Genomic DNA, 18,153 nt, shown 5'->3' with positions numbered 1-18,153 from the left:
CTAACGCCGGCCGAACCGCCGCTGTCATGCCGCTGTTAGGTCCGGCGCGGCATGCTGGACGTTCGCGCACGAGGGGGAGGGTCCGATGGGCAGGACGGTGGGGTGGCGGTTCACGCTGCTGTATGCCGCGCTGTTCCTGGTGTCCGGCTTCGGGCTGCTCGCCCTGACCAACCTGCTGGCCTTCCAGGACACCACCGTCGCCGCCCCGGGCCAGGCGCCGCAGGCCGACCTCGCGCAGGCGCGGGCGCACATCCACCTGCTGCAGGAACGGCTGAACGAGGTGGAGGCCCTGCAGTCGCGGCGGCTGCTGCTCGGCTCGCTGGTCGCGCTGCTGGTGATGGCGATCGTGTCGGTGGTGCTCGGCCGGGTGGTCTCCCGGCGGGTGCTGCGCCCGCTGCGCACGGTCACCGCCGCGACCCGCCGCATCACCGCCGACAACCTGCACGAGCGGCTCGCCGTCGCCGGACCAGCCGACGAGGTCAAGGCCCTCGCCGACACCATCGACGATCTGCTCGAACGACTGGAGGCGTCGTTCGCCGCGCAGCGCCGGTTCGTCGCCGACGCCTCGCACGAGCTGCGTACGCCGCTGGCGACGATGCGCGCGTCGGTGGACGTGGCCATGGCCAAGCCGGAGCCGGTGCCCGCGCAGACGGTCGCGCTGGCGGGCCGGGTCCGCACCGAGCTCGACCGGGTCGACCGGCTGCTCGACGGCTTCCTCATGCTGGCCCGCGCCCAGCACGGCGCGCTGGCCGACCGCGCGGCGGTGTCGCTGCGGGCGCTGGCCGAGCAGGCGCTGGCCGAACGCGGCCGCGACATCGGCGCGCGCCGCCTGGCCGTGCACGCCGACGGGCGGGCCGACCCGGCGTGGACCACCGGCAGCGCGACGCTGCTGGCCCGGCTCGTGCAGAACCTCGTCGACAACGCGGTGCTGCACAACCGCGACGGAGGCCGGGTACGCGTGGCGACGGCGGAGCGGGACGGCATCGCCGAGCTGCTCGTCGAGAACGGCGGGCCCGTGCTCGATCCCGCCCGGGTGGCCTTGCTGACCGAGCCGTTCCAGCGGCTCGGCGCCGACCGGACCGGCTCCGACGACGGCTCCGGCCTGGGGCTGGCCATCGTCGCGGCGGTGACCGCCGCCCACGGCGGCGAGGTGGACCTGCACGCGCCGGCGGAGGGCGGGCTGCGGGTGACCGTGCGGCTGCCGTCGACCGCCGGGATGCGGGAGGACGCCCGATGAGGGTACTCGTGGTCGAGGACGCGCGGGCGCTGGCCGAGGTCGTCGCCGAGGGCCTGCGCGATCAGGGCATGGCCGTCGACGTCGCGCACGACGGCCTGGCCGCCGCGGTGAAGCTCGACGTCAACGCGTACGAGGTGGTCGTGCTGGACCGGGACCTGCCCGGCATCCACGGCGACACGCTCTGCCAGATGGTCACCGAGCGGGACGTCCGGCCGATGGTGCTGATGCTGACCGCGGCCGGCGCGCCGGGCGACCGGGTCAGCGGGCTCACCCTCGGCGCCGACGACTACCTCGCCAAACCGTTCCACTTCCCGGAGCTGGTGCTGCGCATCCGCGCGCTGGCCCGGCGGCGGCCGGCCGCCCGCGCCCGCACGCTGCGCGCCGCCGGTCTCGAACTCGACCCGGTGCGCCGCACCGCCACCCGCGACGGCCGGCCCCTGGACCTGTCGGTGAAGGAGTTCGCGCTGCTGGAAGCGCTGCTGCGGGCCGCACCGGGGTATCTGTCCACGGAGGACCTGCTGGAGCAGGTGTGGGACGAGCACGCCGACCCGTTCACCAACACGGTCACCGTGACGGTGGGGCGGCTGCGCCGCAAGCTCGGCGACCCGGCGGTCATCACCACCACGCCCGGCGTCGGCTACCGCGTCGCCGGGGGCGCTGACGGCGGCTAAATGGGTGGTCGCGCCGGGCGCGGGCGGGCATCCTGACGGCCATGGGAGCGCTTGACGCCGTCGCGGCGCGCGTCGCCGCCGGGGCCACGGTGCGGTTCCGGCCGACCGGCAACTCGATGGTGCCGCTGATCCGCAGCCGCGAGCAGGTGACCGTCGCACCCGTCGACCCGGCCGCGGTGCAGGTCGGCGACATCGTGCTGGCCCGCGTCGCGGGCACCGTCTACCTGCACCTCGTCTCCGCGGTCGACGCGGCGAACGGGCGCGTGCAGATCAGCAACAACCGGGGCCGGGTCAACGGCTGGACCGGCCACGCCCGGGTGTACGGCATCTGCGTCGACGTCGAGGGCGCGCCGCGGCCGCGTACCGACGGGAAGGTCAGGGCCTGCGGGCCGTGACCGGGTGGGCGCTGTCGCCTTCGGAAGGTCAGCCGCGGGGGAGCGGCGCGGCGAAGATCTCGGTGTAGTGGTTGCTCACCGGGTGGTCGCTGCGCATGAGCGACAGGGCGGCGGCGGGCCAGGCCGGTCCGGCGTACGCGTCGAGCCGGTCCAGGACCTCGCGCCACTCCTGCTCGTCGAGCCGGTCACCGGGGCGGGCCAGCGTCAGGTGCGGCTGGTACGGGCGCGCGTCGAACGGAACACCAGCCCCGGTGAGCGCGGTGCGCACCCTGGTGGCGAGGTCGTGCAGGCCGTCCAGGTCGCCGTCGAGGCCGGTCCAGGCGGCGGCGGCCCGGCCGTTGTCGAAGCGCCCGCCGCCGGTCAGCCGCAGCCGCGGGGCACGCGCGGTGCCGGCGGCGGCCGTGGTCATCGCCGCCTGCGCGGCGGCGGTCTGCGCGTCGTCGAGGGTGCCGAGGAACGCCACGGTGACGTGCCACTGCTCCGGTGGCACCGGGCGCAGCGACAGGCCGTCGGCGTGCGGGCGGCTGAACGGCAGCTGCGAGGCGACAGCGGCCAGGTCGACGATCGCCGCGGCGGGCGGGTAGATCGCGATGAACAGGCGCTGGGTCACGGCCGATCACCTTAGCGCGGTCGGCCGGTGGCGCGGACGGCCTACCCTGCCGCGTGTGATGGACGTGGTGGGTCCCGCCGTCTGTGCGGCTCTCGCGCTCGGGTTGCCGCCGTATCTGGTCTGGCTGTGGCGCGCCCTGCCGCCGGTCTGGCGCGGTGAGCGCCGCCGCCCGCCGCTCGAGGGCTTCCGCATCTTCGCGATCTCCGCGCGCAGTTACCTGAGCGGGCTGCTGGCGGTCACCGCCTGGTGCGGCGGCTTCGCGGCCACCGGTGCGGCGGTGCTCGCGTACGAGATGCTCGGCGTCGACGAGGGGACTCCCCTCGACGTCGCGCTGACGGTGGTGCTGTCGGTCACCGGCCTGCTCGCGGCGGTGCTGCTGGCGGCCGCCGTGCCGCTGACGGTGCTGCAGTGGGTGGTGAACGCGTACAACCGGCCGCACCGGCTCGTGCCGCCGCGGTATCGCGGCCGTCCCGGTTCCGTCGGTGAGCGCGCCCGGCGCTACGAGCGCGGGCGGTCGCCGGTGCCGCAGCCCGAGCGGCACTCGCCGTAGGCGGTCACCCGGCGGTGAGCTTGGCGACGTCGGGGGCGTAGACGGTCATCCAGTGCGGGTGCAGCCGGTAGTAGACCACGTCGTTGTCCCAGTCGAAGGCGTCGTCGCCGTAGAAGTCCTTGAAGTACGCCAGCAGGTCCGGCCAGTCCGGGGCCGGCTCGCCCGGCGCGGGGTTGAGGATCTCCACCGTGCCGTGCGTGAACACGCCCAGGTCCTCGCCGCGCATGTGCGCGACGCTGGCGGCGGGGCGGGCGGCGAGGTGGCGGGCCTTGGCGGCGCCGCGCGCGGTGCCGAAGTGCCACCTGCCGTGCAGGAAGTGCCCGTCCGCGCCGCTGATCCGCGGCTCGCCCTTCGCCGTCACGGTGGACAGGGCGAGCGTGCACATGCCGGTCAGGATCCGGGTGAGCTGCTCGGCGGTCACGGTGCGCTCGGTGACGATCGAGCGCAGGTGCGGCGTGGAGCGGGCGAGCGAGGCATCGAGCAGGGCCTGGAGCTCGCCGAGCTCTTCGGGCGTTTCGCGCATCCGGCCACTCTAGCCAGGGCGGGACGGTCCGCGGCGCAGGAGCGACGGCGGTTCCGGACCGATGAGATCGGCAACCGCGCCCGCGGCTCCCGCACTAGGGTGGCCGGATGGAACTGGCGGACGTCGCCGCGGCGGCGACCTACCGGCTGCGGTCGGAGGTGCTCGGCTGGACCGTCCCGGCGACGCGCATAGACGGCGGCGGTGCCCGCCATCTCGCTCTCGTCGACGGCGACGAGGTCGTCGCGGCGGTGTCACACGTGCGGTGGCCGTGTCCCGACGAGCCCGAGGTCGCCGCCCGGTACTTCTGGGCGATGGCCGTCGGCGCCGCGTACCAGCGCCGCGGCTGCGGGCGGCGGCTGCTCGCCGCCGTCGCCGACCTGGCACGCACCTGCGGCGAGCAGGTGATGTGGGCCGACGCCCGGGAGTCGGCGGTGGACTTCTACGTCAGGTGCGGTGCGCGCGTGGCCGGTGAGCCCTATGTCGACGACGGCACCGGGCTGACCGTCCGCCATGTCGTGTTCATGCTCGGCCGCCCCGGGCTCGACGACGTGCTCGTCGGCGGCTGACGCCTACGACGGTCCCGGCGACACCGCCGGGGCGATGATCGGCGGCGCCGCGCGGCCGGTGCGCCGGCGGTCGTAGTCGTCGTCCAGCGTCCGGAACAGCCGGTCCCAGATCGTCGTGTAGAACCCCAGGTTGCGAGCCGGATTCAGGTGGTGCATCGTGTGCATCGTCGGGGTGGCGACGACCGCGAAGATCCGTGCCCGGCGCCAGCCTTCGGGCAGCGGCTCCACGCCGAGGTGACCGAAGACGCCGAAGACCAGGTTCACCACGGTGTATCCCAGCAGCGCCCAGACGCTGAACGGCACCACCGCCAGCACCAGCAGCCACAGCACTCCGAAGGCGACCACCTCGCCCGGATGCAGCGCGAAGAGCGTGATCGGCCGCGCGTCGACGAACCGGTGGTGCAGCCGGTGCCCCAGCGGGTAGAGCCGCGGCAGGTGGGCGAGGGCGTGGCCGGCGTACGACGCGAGGTCCATGACGAGCACCAGCACGAGCAGGTCCAGCGCGATCCGCCAGCTCGCGTCGAGGTCGAGCCGGATCACGCCGAGGGTCCACAGCTTCCAGCCGGCCAGCGTGACAGCGGTGTTGAGCAGCACGGTGCAGGCGGCGAGCCACCGCTGCAGGCTGCTCGCACGTCCGGGGTCGGGCAGCAGCCGCACCACGCCCGGCAGGCGCAGCACGGCGTTGCCGAGCGCGACGCCGCCCGCCAGGATCAGCGTGTTCTCGACCAGGAAGAGCAGCGCCGCGCCCCACAGCGGCAGGCCTGCGACGTACGCGGCGAGCTCATGCATGGGTGGAGGATACGAGCCGCCGGGCGTGCGCCGCCGCCCCGACGACCGGCCCGGCCGGTGTGCGGCGCGCGGTGGTCAGTCTCCACTGTGGCCGAAGAAGTGGACGGCGGCCGGGACGTCGCCGTCGTACGCCACCACGTACGCGCCGTGCCAGCGGCCGAAGTCGTCGAGGGTGTACTCGGCGACGGCCTGGGCGACCAGGGCGTCGCTCGGCCGGCGGGTGCCGAACACCTCGTCGAGGATCTCGGGCGGCACGGGCGCCACCATGCCGGGTGCCGGCTCGTCGGCGACACCGGTCATGTCGATCACCGAGTGCGTGCCGGAGAACGGCTGCGACTCCAGCAAGGTGTCCGGATCGCACACCATGATCTGCGCGCAGCGCCAGCTGTCCCGGGCCATCGTGTCGTCCGGCTCCCACGCGTCCTCGCCGAACGCCTCGACGATGCTCGCGCGCTGCTCGGCGACCATCCAGGCGACGTACTCCTGCTCGCTCATCGACTGAGCGCGGGTGTCGGGCTCGCCGCGGTAGAACGCGCCCCGGTCGTACGCGTCCCAGCGGGCGCGCTGGAGGGCGGCTTCGAGATCATCCTGATAGGGCACTCGCGAACTCCAGCTCGAAGCTCCCATGACGCCCCTCCGATGACCGCGCCGGCCTGTCCGGCGCCGGAGCGCGGTCCCACGGCGGTACGACGGTTTCGAGCCGTCCAGTTCGACGACTGACAGGCGGCGTGCGACGGCTGATCGCGGCAGTCGCGCCCGCGGCGGCGGGTCAGCGGCCGGCGCGGCGGAGCATGCCGGCGGCCAGGGGGGCCTGGTCGAGGTCGCCGGCGGCGATGCGGGTGCGGATGGTGCGGCGCACGATCGCGCCCGCGAGCGACGGCAGGTGGCGGGCCAGGAACAGCTCGACGCGGCCGCGGCCGGTGGTGGCGACGTCGCGTGGAGCTTTGCGGGCGGTCGCGGCGCGCAGGATCGCGGCGACCACTCCCTCGACCGGCTCGTACCGGGAGACGCCCTGCAGGGACAGGCCGGCCTGGGCGGTGGCGTCGTGGATCGGTGACGCGACCATGCTCGGGTAGACGACGCTGACGCCGATGTGCGAGCCGACCTCCAGGCGCAGCGCGTCGGCGTACGCGACCAGGGCGCGCTTGCTGACACCGTATGCGGCGGCCAGGGGCAGCGGCAGCAGGGCCATCCGGCTGGACACGAACACGACGCGGCCGCGGCTGCGTTCCAGCGCGGGCACGGCGGCGGCGGTGGTGTGCCAGGCGGCCATCAGGTTGACTTCCAGCTGCGTGCGGGCCGCGTCGCCCGGGGGCAGCTCGGCGGGGGCGGGGCCGCCCACCCCGGCGTTGTTGATCAGCAGGTCGAGGCCGCCGAGGGTCTGCACGGCCGCTGCGACGCCCGCGGGCACGGCGTCGCCGTCGGTGAGGTCGCAGGCGAGCACCGGCGTCGTGCCGACGGTGCCGGCATGCAGGTCGAGGCCGACGACGCGGGCGCCGGCGAGTTCGAGCCGGGCGCACAGGATGCGGCCGAAGGTGCCGTGGGCGCCGGTGACGATGACGCGCCTGCCGTCGAGTGTGCTCATCGGACGTTCTCCTCATGCTGCCGAGCCGGACTGCTCATCGGACGTTCTCCTGGTGCTGCCGGGCCGGACTGCTCATCGGACGTTCTCCGCATGCTGCGGGGCCGGGGGAACGGTGGGGTCCTCATCGGGCGGGCGCCCCGGCGCGCCAGGTGACGCCCTGGCCGCGGCGGGCGCGGGCGGCGCCGTCGGCGAGCTCCTTCGCGGCGAGGGCGAGGTAGGCGTCGAAGTCGATGCGCATGGCGGGGCGGCGCTCGCCCCAGCGCTCGCGGGCGGCGCGGTGCTCGGCGGCGATGTCGGCGGCCTGCGCGGCGGGCGTGGGCAGCGCGTACGCGCCGGACAGGTGGCCGGCGACCAGGCGGGCCTGCGCCTCGACGACGGGCAGCCCGGAGCCGGTGGACTGCATGAGCCCGACGAACATCAGGCCGGGGGCCTGCTGGTGGAAGACGTGCCGGAACAGCGGCAGCTTGTCGGCGCCGTCGCCGAGCAGGGCCGGGTCGAGGAACGGCAGGTCGATGTCGTAGCCGGTGCACCACACGACGAGGTCGATCTCGTCGGCGGTGCCGTCGGTGAAGTGGACGCGGTCGCCGTCGAAGCGGTCGATGCCGGGCCGCACGGCGATCTCGCCGTGGCTGATGCGCGACAGCAGCGAGTCCGACAGCGTCGGGTGATCCTGCAGGAAGCCGTGCTCCGGCTCGGGCAGGCCGTATGCCGAGATGCGGCCCACGGCGAAACGGAGCATGGTCTGGCTGATGCGCTGGCGTACGCGCCACGGCAGCCGCTTGGCGAGCGCGCCGTTGAGGGTGTCCGACGGCTTGCCGAGCAGGTGCTTGGGCACGATCCAGACGCCGCGGCGCAGCGACAGCAGGGTGCGGGGCGCGACGTGGGAGGCGTCCACGGCGATGTCCATGGCGGAGTTGCCGCCGCCGACGACGAGCACGCGCCGCCCGGCGAGCTGCTCGGGGCCGCGGTAGTCGTGGCTGTGCAGCTGCTCGGCGGCGATCTCGCCCGGGTAGGCGGGGGAGGGCAGCCGGGGGCGGGTGTTGTGGCCGTTGGCGACGACGACCGCCTCGACGTGCACGGTGGTGACGCCGTCGGGCCCGGCGGCGGTGACCCGCCAGCCGTCGCCGTCGCGGGCGACGCCGGTGACCGTGTGCCGCAGCCGCACGGATGCCGGCAGGCCGAAGCGCTGGGCGTAGTCGTGCAGGTAGCCGGCGATGCGGGTGTGGTCGGGGTAGTCGGGCCAGTCGGCGGGCATGGGCAGGTCCGCGAACTCGGTGCGGGTCCGCGACGTGTTGAGGTGCAGCGTGCGGTACGCCGAGGAGTGCGGCGCGCCGTACACCCACAGGCCGCCGACCTGCGCTGCGGCGTCGAAGGCGACGGCGGGCACGCCGCGGTCGGCCAGTGCCTTGAGCGTGGCCAGGCCGGCCGGACCGGCGCCGATCACGGCGACGCGTGGCGTCATCGCGTACCCTCCCCAATATCCAACGTCGGTTGGATATTGGACCGTGCCGGCCCCGCTCGTCAAGCCCGGCGGTCCTCCGGGCCGGTCGATGTCGGCGCGCGGCCGTAGGCTCGGGGCGTGTCGGTCCACGAGCTGTCGCGTGCCGAGGCGCGCCGGATCGCCGTGCGCGCCCAGCTGCTCGACCGGCCGCGGCCGACGTCGCTGCCGGAGGTGGTGCGGCGGCTGACCCTGCTGCAGTTCGACCAGACGGCTGCCGTGGCACCGAACGCCGACCTGGTGCTGTGGAGCCGGCTGGGCTCGGCATACCGTCCGGCGCACCTGCAGCAGGCGCTGGGTGACCAGGCGCTGGTCGAGGTGCAGGGCATGATCAGGCCGGCGGCGGACCTCGCCCTCCACCGCGCGGACATGGCCGACTGGCCGGGCCGCGGCGAGCTGACGGAGTGGCAGGAGTTCCGGCGGGACTGGGTCGCGGCCAACCGCGGCTGCCGGCTCGACATCCTGGCCCGGTTGCGGTCCGACGGGCCGCTGCCGGCCCGGGAGCTGCCGGACACCTGCGACGTCCCGTGGCAGTCCAGCGGCTGGACCAACGACCGCAACGTGCTGAAGCTGCTGGACCTCATGGAGGCGCGCGGCGAGGTGGCCGTCGCGGGCCGCGACCACCGCGGGCGCCTGTGGGACCTGGCCGAGCGGATCTACCCGGACGACCGGGTGGTCCCCGCCGAGCAGGCGGCACGGGTCCGCGGCGGGCGGTGGCTGGCGTCGATGGGCATCGCCCGGAGCAGCGGAGCGGCCCATCCGGTCGCGCCGGCCGACGTGGCGCAGGCGGGCGAGGCGGCCGTCATCGAGGGCGTGCGCGGGCGGTGGCGGGTCGACCCGGCACAGCTCGGCCGGCCCTTCGCCGGCCGGACCGTGCTTTTGTCGCCGCTGGACCGGCTGGTCTTCGACCGCAAGCGGATGACCGAGCTGTTCGAGTTCGAGTACCAGCTGGAGATGTACAAGCCCGCCGCCAAGCGCCGCTGGGGCTACTGGGCGATGCCGATCCTGCACGGCGACCGGCTGGTCGGCAAGCTCGACGCGACGGCCGACCGGCGGGCCGGGGTGCTGCGCGTGGACGCGATCCACGAGGACGTGCCGTTCACCAAGGCGATGACGGAAGCGGTCGGGCACGAGATCGGCGAGCTGGCCGCGTGGCTCGGCCTGCACCTGGACCTGCCGCGTGACTGAGCCGCCTGCCCGCGCCGGGCAGCGGGCTAGCGCGGGGCGTACATGCGGTCGAGCCAGCGGTGGGTGTAGGTGCGGAACTCGCGGCGCTGGCGGGCGCCGTTCGCACCGGACAGCAGGCCCACGACGTGGGCGTGCACCGACCAGACCAGGCTGCGGACGGCCAGGTGGGGCTGGGGTTCGTCGAGCAGCCCGGCGGCGTCGGCGTCGGCCAGCAGCTGCTCGACGGCCTGGTAGAGCGGCTGGGAGTAGCGCTGGTCCAGCTCGGCGTGGCGGTCGGGCTCGAGCCAGCGCCGCAGCCACAGGCCGGTGGTCTCGGGCCGGTCCTCCAGGAAGTCGATGAAGACGTCGACCAGCTCGTGCAGGGCGGCCAGGGCCGGTTCGGGCCCGCCCGCCAGCCCCGCGCGGGCCGCGTCGACGGCACGCAGCAGCGCCTCGCTCTCGTCGGCGAAGACGCAGGCGAAGCAGGCGTCGTAGAGGGCGGCCTTGGTGCCGACGTGGTGGTGCACCGTGGCGACGTCGACGCCCGCGGCGGCGGCTACCTCGCGCATGCCGACGGCGTCGAAGCCGCGGCGCGCGAACATCCCGGCCGCCGCCTGGACGATCGCATCGGGGGTGACGCGCTGGTCGGTGCGCTTGGGCCGGCCCGGCCCCCGGCGGGGTGTGGTCATGCGCTCCATCGTGCCCTACTATCCAGCGAACGTTGGATTACACCCGGGACCGGGCGAGGAGAAGTCATGGACGAGGCGGCGCGTCTTCCCCGTGGCGGCATGCTGGCCTTCGCCGGCGGGTCACTGGGCATGGGCACCTGGGTCACCGTACCGGGTCTGCTGCTGCTCTACTTCCTCACCGACGTGCTGGCCGTGGCGCCGCTGATCGCCGGGTTCGTGCTGCTGCTGCCGAAGATCGCCGACGTGCTGCTGCACCCGTGGGTCGGGCACCTGTCCGACACCGACCTGGCCCGGCGCGGGCACCGCCGCCTGCTCATGGTGCTCGGCTGCGGGCTGCCGCTCGCCTTCGCGCTGCTGTTCCTGGTGCCCGGCGGGCTGACCGGCAACCCGGCCGCCGCCTGGGTCGCCGTCGCGTTCATCGCGGGCAACCTGCTGTTCGCGGCGTACCAGGTGCCCTACCTGTCCACCCCCGCCGACCTGGCCATCGGCTATCACGAGCGCACCCGGCTGATGGGCTTCCGGATGGTCGTGCTCACCGTCGGCATCCTGCTCAGCGGCGTGCTCGCACCGATGATCGCGGGCAAGGAGGACCCGACCCGCGACGGCTACGCCCTGATGGGCCTCGTGCTCGGCGCCTCGATGCTGGCCACCATGCTGATCGGCATCGGCGGCGTCCGCCGGCTCACCGCCGCCGCCCCCAGCCCGATCGCGCCGGGGCACGGCAAGGCGGGCCTGCGCACCCTGCTGTCGGCGCTGCGCGACCCGCAGTTCCGCTGGCTCGTCGGGTCTTACCTGGCCATGTCCACCACCACCCACCTGGTGCTGGCCGCCGTGCCCTACTTCGCCGAGTACGAGCTCGGCCGCCCCGGCCTGACCACCGTGCTGGTCGCCGCGTTCGTCGCCCCGGCGCTGATCGCCACTCCGGTCTGGGTCGTGGTGGCCCGCCGCATCGGCAAGCAGCCCGGCCTGCTCATCGCCCAGGGTGCGTTCGTGCTCGGCTCGCTGGTGCTCGCCCTCGGCAGCGCCGCCGGGCTGCCGGTGCTGGTCGGCGCGGTCGCGGTGCTCGGCGTCGCGTTCGCCGCGATGCAGCTGCTGCCGTTCTCGATGGTGCCGGACGTGATCCGGGCGAGCGGCGCGGACGGCACCACCCGCGCGGGCACCTACACCGGCGTGTGGACGGCCGCCGAGGCCACCGGCGGGGCGCTCGGCCCGTACGTGTACGCCGCGTGCCTGGCCATCGGCGGGTTCGCGGCCAGCAGCGCGGGCACGACGGTCGTGCAGTCGGCGTCGGCGCACACGATGATCCGCCTCGGGTTCGGCGTCGTCCCGGCCGTGCTGATGGTGGTCGCGATCCTGCTTCAGCGCAGGTACACGTTGGACCGCACGCTGCGCTGACCACGCGCCGGTTCCGGGAGCGGCCGCCGGCACCGCGTGGCGCTTGCCGCGTCACGGCTGCGCCGCGGCCCCGTCCAGGGGGACGCTCGCGATGTGACGAGCCTGACTGATCGTTGCCAGCACGAACGACTCTGCTATCGTTAGGCCATCAAACGTTAGGCGTTCTAACGTTGGGGCGCCGAATGAGCACTGTGGAGTCGAATCATGATCGAGCCGTTTCGCATCGACATCCCCCAGGCCGACCTCGACGACCTCGCCGACCGGCTCTCCCGCACCCGCTGGCCCAACGAGGTCGCCGACGCCGGATCGGACTACGGCTTCCCGCTGGCACGGCTCAGGGAGCTGGCCGAACACTGGCGCACCGGCTACGACTGGCGCGCGCACGAGGCCCGGCTCAACGAGCTGCCGCACTTCACGACCGAGCTCGAGGGCCAGCGCATCCACTTCGTGCACGTCCGGTCCGCCAGGCCGGACGCGCTCGCGCTGATCCTCACCCACGGCTGGCCCGGTTCGTTCCTGGAGTTCCTGGACGTGATCGAACCGCTGTCGCGCGACTTCCACCTGGTGATCCCGTCCATCCCGGGTTACGGCTTCTCCGGGCCGACCCACGAGCGGGGCTGGGACATCGTCCGGGTCGCGCGGGCCTGGGCCGAGCTGATGCGCCGCCTGGGGTACGCGCGCTACGGCGCGCAGGGCGGCGACTTCGGCGCGGGCATCTCCCTGGCGCTGGGCGCGGTGGCGCCCGCGCAGGTCGTCGGCGTGCACGTCAACTACCTGCCGACCCGGCCGGATCCGGACGCGGGCATCGCACTGTCCGCGACGGACGAGGCGCGGCTGGACAGGATCAGGCACCTGATGGCCAACCGCCCGCCGTACCAGGCGCTGCTGGCGGCCACCCCGCAGACCATCGGCTACGCGCTGACCGACTCGCCGGTCGGCCAGCTGGCCTGGATCGCCGAGCGGTTCGCGCAGTGGACGGACCCGCGCTCGCCGATCAGCGACGACCGGATGCTCACCGACATCGCGCTGTACTGGCTGACCGCCACCGCCGCCTCCTCCGCGCGGCTGCACCACGACGCGCCTCGAGGGCTGCCCCTGCCGTGCCGGGTGCCGGTAGGCGTGGCGGTGCTGCCGTACGACATCACCCAGTCGGTGCGGCCGCTGGCCGAGCGGCTGTACGACATCAGGCACTGGTCGGAGTTCGAGCGCGGCGGCCACTTCGCCGCGATGGAGGTCCCGGACCTGCTCGCCGAGGACGTCCGGGACTTCTTCCTGACCCTGCTCAAGTGACGGCCGTCGGGTTGCGGTGAACGGACAGCGCCGGTGAGCCCGGCTCCGGCCGAGTGGGGCCGGAGCCGGGCTCACGGGGACGGCGCGTCCGACGGCGGGGGCGGCGGGTCGAACACGGCCAGCCGCGGATCGGCGGCCAGGGCCGCGACCTGCTCGCTCAGCGGCGCCCACTGGATGCTCGCGGGCAGCGCCGCGCGCACGTCCGGCGTGTTCGTGATCGTGATCAGCACCATGCTGTGCCCGGTGTAGGCGACCACGGACCACCATTCGGCGTCGCGGCCCAGCCGGTGCCCGGCGCGGGCGGTCTCCGGCGACTCGTGCAGGCCGTACTGTTCGACCAGCCCGCCGCCGTCCGGGGTGCTGGTCAACCGGCAATAGTCGAGCCGGGCGCAGTGCTGCGGGGAGGGGATCAGCGTGGTCGGGGCGACCGAGATGGTCACCGTGCCCAGGCCGCTGGCGGTGTACACGCGGACGCTGACCGTCAGCGCGGCCGGGGCGATCTCCGGGTCGAGCAGCGCCGCCATCGGCCGCGCCTCCCCGCGGTCGGCCAGGCCCAGCTCGACGCGCTCCAGCCCGTCCGGGCCGACCTTCTCCCGGAAGTACGCGGCGACCTCGCAGCTCAGCTGCTCGCGGCGGGCCTGCTCGGGCATCACCGTCGCGCCCGGCAGCGGCAGCACCCCGGCGAGCGCGGCCAGCCGGTCGAGCCCGCCGTCGCCGGTGACGGGGCTCGGCGAGGGGCTCGCCGTGGCGCTGGCGACGCCCGCGGCCGAGGGCAGGCCGGCCATGCAGTCGTCGAGCACGAACGGCGTCCCGCCCGGCGCCGGGCGCAGCAGGTAGAGGCCGATCCCGGCGGCGGCCAGGCCGACCGCGGTCACCGCCGCCGTCAGCGCCCGCCGCCGCCTGCGCCGCGACGTGGCGGTCGCGATCAGATCCCGCGCGGTGTACGCGAGCGCGGGCGCGGGCCCGTCCGCCGGGAACCCGCCGTCGTGGCGGCGCAGCAGCCGGAGCAGGGTCCGCTCGGCGTACGCCTCGGGCGGCTCGTCGGAGGAGTGCCAGCGCCGGTGGACGCCGAGCAGGACCTGCCGGGTGAGCCGGTCGGCCGTGGCCCAGTCGCCGCAGCGGCCGAAGGCGAGCCGTCGCAGCCGTCCGCTGTAGACGGCGACGAACTCGGCGTACTCGGTCTCCCCATCCCGCACGCCACCAGTGAACACGATCGATCGCGGCCCGTCATCGGCCGATCGCGGAGCGCTCGGCGGCGCGGTCCGCCCGTCCCGGCCGACGATCAGTAGGATCGCGCCGGTGAAGAGGCGCGGCGGGTACCTGGCTTTCGGAGTGGCGGCATTTCTCGTGATCACGGCTGTGGTGATCGTGGCCGTGTTGCGGGTTGGGGATCGGGTCCAGGACGAGGTGGCGGCCGGAATGGACTGTTCGGGCAAGCTGGCGGAAGCCGCCGCCGAGGTGCGTACCGACCGGCGGTGGACCGCGGCGGACCTCCCGGGGATCGGTGACTACCTGGAGATCCACTGGCAGCTGCGGGCGGCCGGCGACCCCTGCTCGCGCGCCCCCGGGCCGACCGACTGGCGGTATCAGGGTTTCCTCCGGCTCCGCCCCGACGACGCGAGGGCGCTGCGGACCGGCTATGCGTGGGTGCCGCTGTCGGCGTCGCCCGGTGCCGGTGACGGGGACACGCCGTCCGACGTGTGGCCGGCGCTGTCGGCGCACGCTCCGGCGGCTGCCCGCTGGCTGCACAGCTCGCAGTACGCGGCGTTCTTCGAGCAGGGCCCCCGCTGGGGTGATCTCTATCTGGCCGACGGCGACGACGTGGCGTTCTTCGTGCTGTACGACCACTGACCGGGGCCCGGATTTCTCCGACATTTGTTGGCGAAGTGCCATTGACCTGCGTACGCTGGCCTAAGGTGCCGCCTCGGCGGCACGGTGAGCACACAGGGGGACTTCATGGCACGGACATGGTTGATCACGGGCACGTCCAGCGGGATCGGCAACGAGCTCGCTCAGGCGGTGCTGGAGCACGGCGACAACCTCGTCGCCACCTCGCGGCGACCGGAGTCGGTCGACGGCCTCGTCGCCGCGTACGGCGACCGGGTGCGCGCGGTGGCGCTCGACGTCACCGATCCGGCCGCCTGCCGCGACGTGGTGCGGGCGGCGGTGGACGCGTTCGGCTCGCTGGACGTCGTCGTCAACAACGCCGGGTACGCCGTCTCCGGCTCCCTGGAGGAGACGCCCGACGACGTGTTCCGCGAGCAGGTCGAGACCAACCTGTTCGGCGTGGTGAACGTGACCCGGGCGGCGCTGCCTGTGCTGCGCGCGCAGCGGCACGGGCTGGTCATGCAGATCTCGTCCATCGGCGGGCGGGTCGGCGGCACACCCGGGCTGGGGGCGTACCAGACCGCGAAGTTCGGGGTCGAGGGCTTCTCGGAGGTGCTCGCCAACGAGGTCCGGCCGTTCGGGGTGAAGGTCGTCATCGTCGAGCCGGGCGGGTTCCGCACCAGGTGGTCGGCGGGCGCGGGGAGCCTCGCCGCCGAGGTCGGCCCGGACTACCAGGCGTCGGTCGGCGAGTTCATGAAGTTCCGCGAGCAGTACGCCGGCAAGGAGCCCGGCGATCCGGCCCGCGCGGCGCGGGTGCTGGTCGACGTGGCCGGGATGGACGACCCGCCGCTGCGACTGCTGCTCGGCTCCGACGCGCTGCAGCGGGCGCGCGAGTCGTCGGACAAGCGCGCGGCGGAGGCGGAGAAGTGGGCCGAGCTGACCGCCTCCACGGACTACGCGGCCGGCTGAGCGGACGGCGCCGAGCCGTCGGAGGAGGACGCTAGGATCCCATGTCGACGGTGCGCCCCGCGCCGCGTGCCGGAGAGTCGGATGCCCACGTTTCTGTTCACCACCTGGGACGGTGGCGGCAACGTGCCGCCCGTGCTCGGCATCGCCGCCCGCCTGCGCCGGCGTGGTCACCTGGTCCGCGTGCTGGGCCACCCGCAGCAGCGCTCGGCGGTCGAGTCGGCCGGGCTGGCGTTCGAGCCGTACCGGCACGTGGGCCCCTGGTCGGCGACGGTGCCGGCCGGAGCGCCGCGGTGGGCCTGGAAGTACGTCCGGCTCTTCACGTCGAAGGCGACCGCGGTCGACGTGGCCGAGGCGCACCGCCGCGACCCGGTCGACGTCATGGTGCTCGACTGCATGCTGCTGGGCCCGTTCCTGGCGGCGCGGGAGCTGGGCGTGCCGCACGTCGCGCTCATGCACACCGTGTACGGCTACCTCGGCGGCGCGTTCAGCACCGGCGCGGTCGGCCTGGTGGGCCGGGTCAGGGGGCTGTCGCCCGCGCGGCTGTGGGGCGGGTCCGACCTGAGCGTGCTGGCGGGCCTCGCGGCGCTGGACGAGGCGGCGAGCCCGCCGCCCCGGCTGCGCTACACGGGGCCGGTGTGGCCGGTGGGCGCACCCCCGCCGGTGCCGCACGCGGCTCCGGAGCCCAAAATCCTGGTCAGCCTCAGCTCGATCTTCTATGGCGGGCAGACCGGCGTCCTGCAGTCGATCATGGACGCGGTCGCGGACCTGCCGGTGCGGGTCGTGCTCACCACGGGCAACGCGACCGCCCCGCGGGACGTGCGGGCGCCCGCCAACGTCGAGGTGCACGGTTTCGTGCCGCATGCCGACATCCTGCCGACGGTCTCGCTGGTGGTCGGGCACGCCGGGCACAGCACCACGATGCTGGCCCTGGCGCACGACCTGCCGCTGGTGCTCATCCCCATGACACCGATGGGCGACCAGCCCGACGTGGCCCGGGCGGTGGCCGCGCAGGGCGCCGCCGAGGTGCTGAAGAAGTCCGCCTCGGTCGCGCAGATCCGGGCGGCGATCGTCCGCATGCTCGCCGACGGGCCGCACCGGGTGGCGGCGGCCGGGCTGGGCGCCCGGATCCGGGCCGCCGACGGCGCGGACACCGCGGCCGACCTCATCGAGCAGCTCGCCTGAGCGCACCGTCACCGTCGCCGCGGATGGCGATGTGCGGCGCAGGCGGCAGTCGGCGAGCCGTTCCGGAGTAAGTGCTGGTCAGGCAGGGTACTGACAGCGGATGCCGTTGACGAGATCGCTCACCGAATCGACCGTTGTGATCACCGGCGCGTCCAGCGGGATCGGGGCCGCCACCGCGCTGACGCTGGCGCGGCGCGGCACCCGGCTCGTGCTCGCCGCCCGCAGTGAGCGGGGGCTGGCCGAGATCGGCGGGCAGTGCCGGGAGCTGGGCGCGCCAGTGCTGGAGGTGGCGACGGACACCGCCGACGAGCAGGCCGTCGACCGGCTGGCCGCCGCGGCGCAGGCCGAGTTCGGCCGCATCGACGCCTGGGTCAACAACGCGGGCGTGGCGGTCTACGGCAGGTTGCTGGACCTGCCGATGGAGCAGGTGCGCCGCACCATGGAGGTGGACGTCTTCGGATACCTGTACGGCGCCAGGGCGGCGGTGCCCCGGCTGCGGGCGGGCGGCGGCGGGGTGCTGATCATGGTCGCCTCGGTGCTGTCGGAGACGTCGATTCCGTACCTGGGCGCGTACACCATGGCCAAGCACGCGGTGCTGGGCCTGGCCGACGGGCTGCGCCAGGAGCTGCAGGCCGACGGGATCGGCGAGGTGTCGGTCTGCACGGTCCTGCCGGCCTCGGTGGACACGCCGCTGTTCGCGTGGGCGGCGAACTACATGGGGCGGGAGGTGATCCCGCCGCGGCCGATGAGCTCGCCGCAGCGGGTCGCCGACCGGATCGTCCGGTTGCTGGAGCATCCGCGGCGGCAGAGCCTGGTGGGCACGGCCGCGGCGACCGTGGTGTGGCAGTGGCGGTTGGCCCCGGCGCTCGCCGAGCGGCTGATGGTCCTGTACGGCCAGGTCGCCCAGTTCGGCCGGGTGGTGCCCTCGTCGGAGGGCAACCTGTTCACGCCCGTGGAGCAGCCACGCCGGGTCGACGGTGGACGGCGACTGCCGGTGGCCGCGCTGGCGGGCATCCCGGCCGCGGCGGTCGCGCAGGTGCGCCGCCGGCTGCACAGCGCTTGACCTGCCGCGGCACGCAGCCAGGCGGCCGCCGCCCGCGATTAGAGCCTGGTGGCGGGGGGTACGAACCAGCGGTGTCGCTGACCCTGCTGCACAGGGGACTGCGGACCTGGCGGAAGGGGCTGTCCATGTCGCTGACCGAACACCGCC

At 74.4% G+C, this 18,153-nt stretch carries 20 protein-coding genes; 12 read left to right on the top strand and 8 right to left on the bottom strand.

Features of this window, described 5'->3' with window-relative positions; all coding sequences use genetic code 11:
- The first annotated feature begins 85 nt into the window (after positions 1-85).
- The 3 genes from AB0J67_RS02745 to AB0J67_RS02735 are packed head-to-tail and all read left to right on the top strand — an operon-like array spanning position 86 to position 2,303.
- Positions 86-1,237, top strand: a complete 1,152-nt coding sequence (locus AB0J67_RS02745) for an ATP-binding protein (RefSeq protein WP_363475522.1) — start codon at positions 86-88, stop codon at positions 1,235-1,237.
- Positions 1,234-1,908, top strand: a complete 675-nt coding sequence (locus tag AB0J67_RS02740; RefSeq protein ID WP_363475520.1) for a response regulator transcription factor — start codon at positions 1,234-1,236, stop codon at positions 1,906-1,908. Before AB0J67_RS02745 ends, AB0J67_RS02740 begins: the two co-directional genes overlap by 4 nt.
- A 41-nt stretch (positions 1,909-1,949) precedes the next feature.
- Positions 1,950-2,303, top strand: coding sequence for a hypothetical protein (locus tag AB0J67_RS02735; protein WP_363475519.1), 354 nt, complete (start codon positions 1,950-1,952; stop codon positions 2,301-2,303).
- A 28-nt stretch (positions 2,304-2,331) separates the two neighbouring features.
- Here AB0J67_RS02735 and thpR read toward each other — a convergent pair whose 3' ends face one another.
- Positions 2,332-2,913 carry an RNA 2',3'-cyclic phosphodiesterase gene (gene thpR / locus AB0J67_RS02730; protein WP_363475517.1) on the bottom strand — a complete coding sequence of 194 codons (582 nt, stop codon included), beginning with the start codon at positions 2,911-2,913 and terminating at the stop codon, positions 2,332-2,334.
- 55 nt (positions 2,914-2,968) lie between these two features.
- On the opposite strand from thpR, the gene AB0J67_RS02725 reads away from it, so the two are divergent.
- Entirely contained in the window at positions 2,969-3,463 is a 495-nt protein-coding gene (locus AB0J67_RS02725; protein WP_363475515.1) for a hypothetical protein, read from the top strand.
- Between the two features lie 4 nt (positions 3,464-3,467).
- On the opposite strand, the gene AB0J67_RS02720 is transcribed toward AB0J67_RS02725, so the two are convergent.
- The gene (locus AB0J67_RS02720) at positions 3,468-3,986 is read right to left on the bottom strand and encodes a pyridoxamine 5'-phosphate oxidase family protein (protein ID WP_363475513.1); all 519 of its coding nucleotides are present in this window, start codon (positions 3,984-3,986) and stop codon (positions 3,468-3,470) included.
- Positions 3,987-4,093: 107 nt separating this feature from the next.
- Between AB0J67_RS02720 and AB0J67_RS02715 the strand changes: the two genes are divergently transcribed.
- On the top strand, positions 4,094-4,552 hold the full coding sequence (locus tag AB0J67_RS02715; protein WP_363475511.1) for a GNAT family N-acetyltransferase: 459 nt from the start codon (positions 4,094-4,096) through the stop codon (positions 4,550-4,552).
- Positions 4,553-4,555: 3 nt separating this feature from the next.
- Here AB0J67_RS02715 and AB0J67_RS02710 read toward each other — a convergent pair whose 3' ends face one another.
- The 4 genes from AB0J67_RS02710 to AB0J67_RS02695 all read right to left on the bottom strand — a co-directional run bounded on the left by AB0J67_RS02710 (position 4,556) and on the right by AB0J67_RS02695 (position 8,388).
- Complete coding sequence (locus tag AB0J67_RS02710; protein ID WP_363475509.1) at positions 4,556-5,341, bottom strand: sterol desaturase family protein; 786 nt, start codon at positions 5,339-5,341, stop codon at positions 4,556-4,558.
- 75 nt (positions 5,342-5,416) lie between these two features.
- Positions 5,417-5,941: a hypothetical protein gene (locus AB0J67_RS02705; RefSeq protein WP_363475507.1), complete on the bottom strand. Its 525-nt coding sequence runs from the start codon at positions 5,939-5,941 to the stop codon at positions 5,417-5,419.
- 169 nt (positions 5,942-6,110) lie between these two features.
- The gene (locus AB0J67_RS02700; protein ID WP_363475506.1) at positions 6,111-6,926 is read right to left on the bottom strand and encodes an SDR family NAD(P)-dependent oxidoreductase; all 816 of its coding nucleotides are present in this window, start codon (positions 6,924-6,926) and stop codon (positions 6,111-6,113) included.
- 121 nt (positions 6,927-7,047) lie between these two features.
- Positions 7,048-8,388, bottom strand: coding sequence for an NAD(P)-binding domain-containing protein (locus AB0J67_RS02695; protein ID WP_363475504.1), 1,341 nt, complete (start codon positions 8,386-8,388; stop codon positions 7,048-7,050).
- 117 nt (positions 8,389-8,505) lie between these two features.
- On the opposite strand from AB0J67_RS02695, the gene AB0J67_RS02690 reads away from it, so the two are divergent.
- The gene (locus AB0J67_RS02690; RefSeq protein WP_363475502.1) at positions 8,506-9,612 is read left to right on the top strand and encodes a crosslink repair DNA glycosylase YcaQ family protein; all 1,107 of its coding nucleotides are present in this window, start codon (positions 8,506-8,508) and stop codon (positions 9,610-9,612) included.
- 26 nt (positions 9,613-9,638) lie between these two features.
- Here AB0J67_RS02690 and AB0J67_RS02685 read toward each other — a convergent pair whose 3' ends face one another.
- The gene (locus AB0J67_RS02685; protein WP_363475500.1) at positions 9,639-10,280 is read right to left on the bottom strand and encodes a TetR/AcrR family transcriptional regulator; all 642 of its coding nucleotides are present in this window, start codon (positions 10,278-10,280) and stop codon (positions 9,639-9,641) included.
- A gap of 66 nt (positions 10,281-10,346) precedes the next feature.
- On the opposite strand from AB0J67_RS02685, the gene AB0J67_RS02680 reads away from it, so the two are divergent.
- A complete protein-coding gene (locus AB0J67_RS02680) occupies positions 10,347-11,675 on the top strand; it encodes an MFS transporter (RefSeq protein WP_363475498.1) in 1,329 nt (442 codons plus the stop codon).
- 204 nt (positions 11,676-11,879) lie between these two features.
- The gene (locus tag AB0J67_RS02675; protein WP_363475496.1) at positions 11,880-12,965 is read left to right on the top strand and encodes an epoxide hydrolase family protein; all 1,086 of its coding nucleotides are present in this window, start codon (positions 11,880-11,882) and stop codon (positions 12,963-12,965) included.
- A 71-nt stretch (positions 12,966-13,036) separates the two neighbouring features.
- On the opposite strand, the gene AB0J67_RS02670 is transcribed toward AB0J67_RS02675, so the two are convergent.
- On the bottom strand, positions 13,037-14,161 hold the full coding sequence (locus AB0J67_RS02670; protein ID WP_363475494.1) for a hypothetical protein: 1,125 nt from the start codon (positions 14,159-14,161) through the stop codon (positions 13,037-13,039).
- Positions 14,162-14,168: 7 nt separating this feature from the next.
- Here AB0J67_RS02670 and AB0J67_RS02665 point away from each other — a divergent pair, with 7 nt between their 5' ends.
- From AB0J67_RS02665 to AB0J67_RS02650, 4 genes are all read left to right on the top strand, one after another.
- Positions 14,169-14,816, top strand: coding sequence for a hypothetical protein (locus AB0J67_RS02665; protein ID WP_363475492.1), 648 nt, complete (start codon positions 14,169-14,171; stop codon positions 14,814-14,816).
- Positions 14,817-14,921: 105 nt separating this feature from the next.
- A complete protein-coding gene (locus AB0J67_RS02660; protein ID WP_363475490.1) occupies positions 14,922-15,761 on the top strand; it encodes an oxidoreductase in 840 nt (279 codons plus the stop codon).
- A gap of 81 nt (positions 15,762-15,842) precedes the next feature.
- Entirely contained in the window at positions 15,843-16,943 is a 1,101-nt protein-coding gene (locus tag AB0J67_RS02655; RefSeq protein WP_363475488.1) for a glycosyltransferase, read from the top strand.
- Between the two features lie 100 nt (positions 16,944-17,043).
- On the top strand, positions 17,044-18,006 hold the full coding sequence (locus AB0J67_RS02650; RefSeq protein WP_363475486.1) for an SDR family oxidoreductase: 963 nt from the start codon (positions 17,044-17,046) through the stop codon (positions 18,004-18,006).
- Positions 18,007-18,153: the final 147 nt, after the last annotated feature.

This window comes from Catellatospora sp. NPDC049609, assembly GCF_040675365.1.
Taxonomy (GTDB): Bacteria; Actinomycetota; Actinomycetes; order Mycobacteriales; family Micromonosporaceae; genus Catellatospora.
The sequence above is the reverse complement of the archived record's forward strand: the minus strand, read 5'-3'. Positions and strand labels throughout refer to the sequence as shown.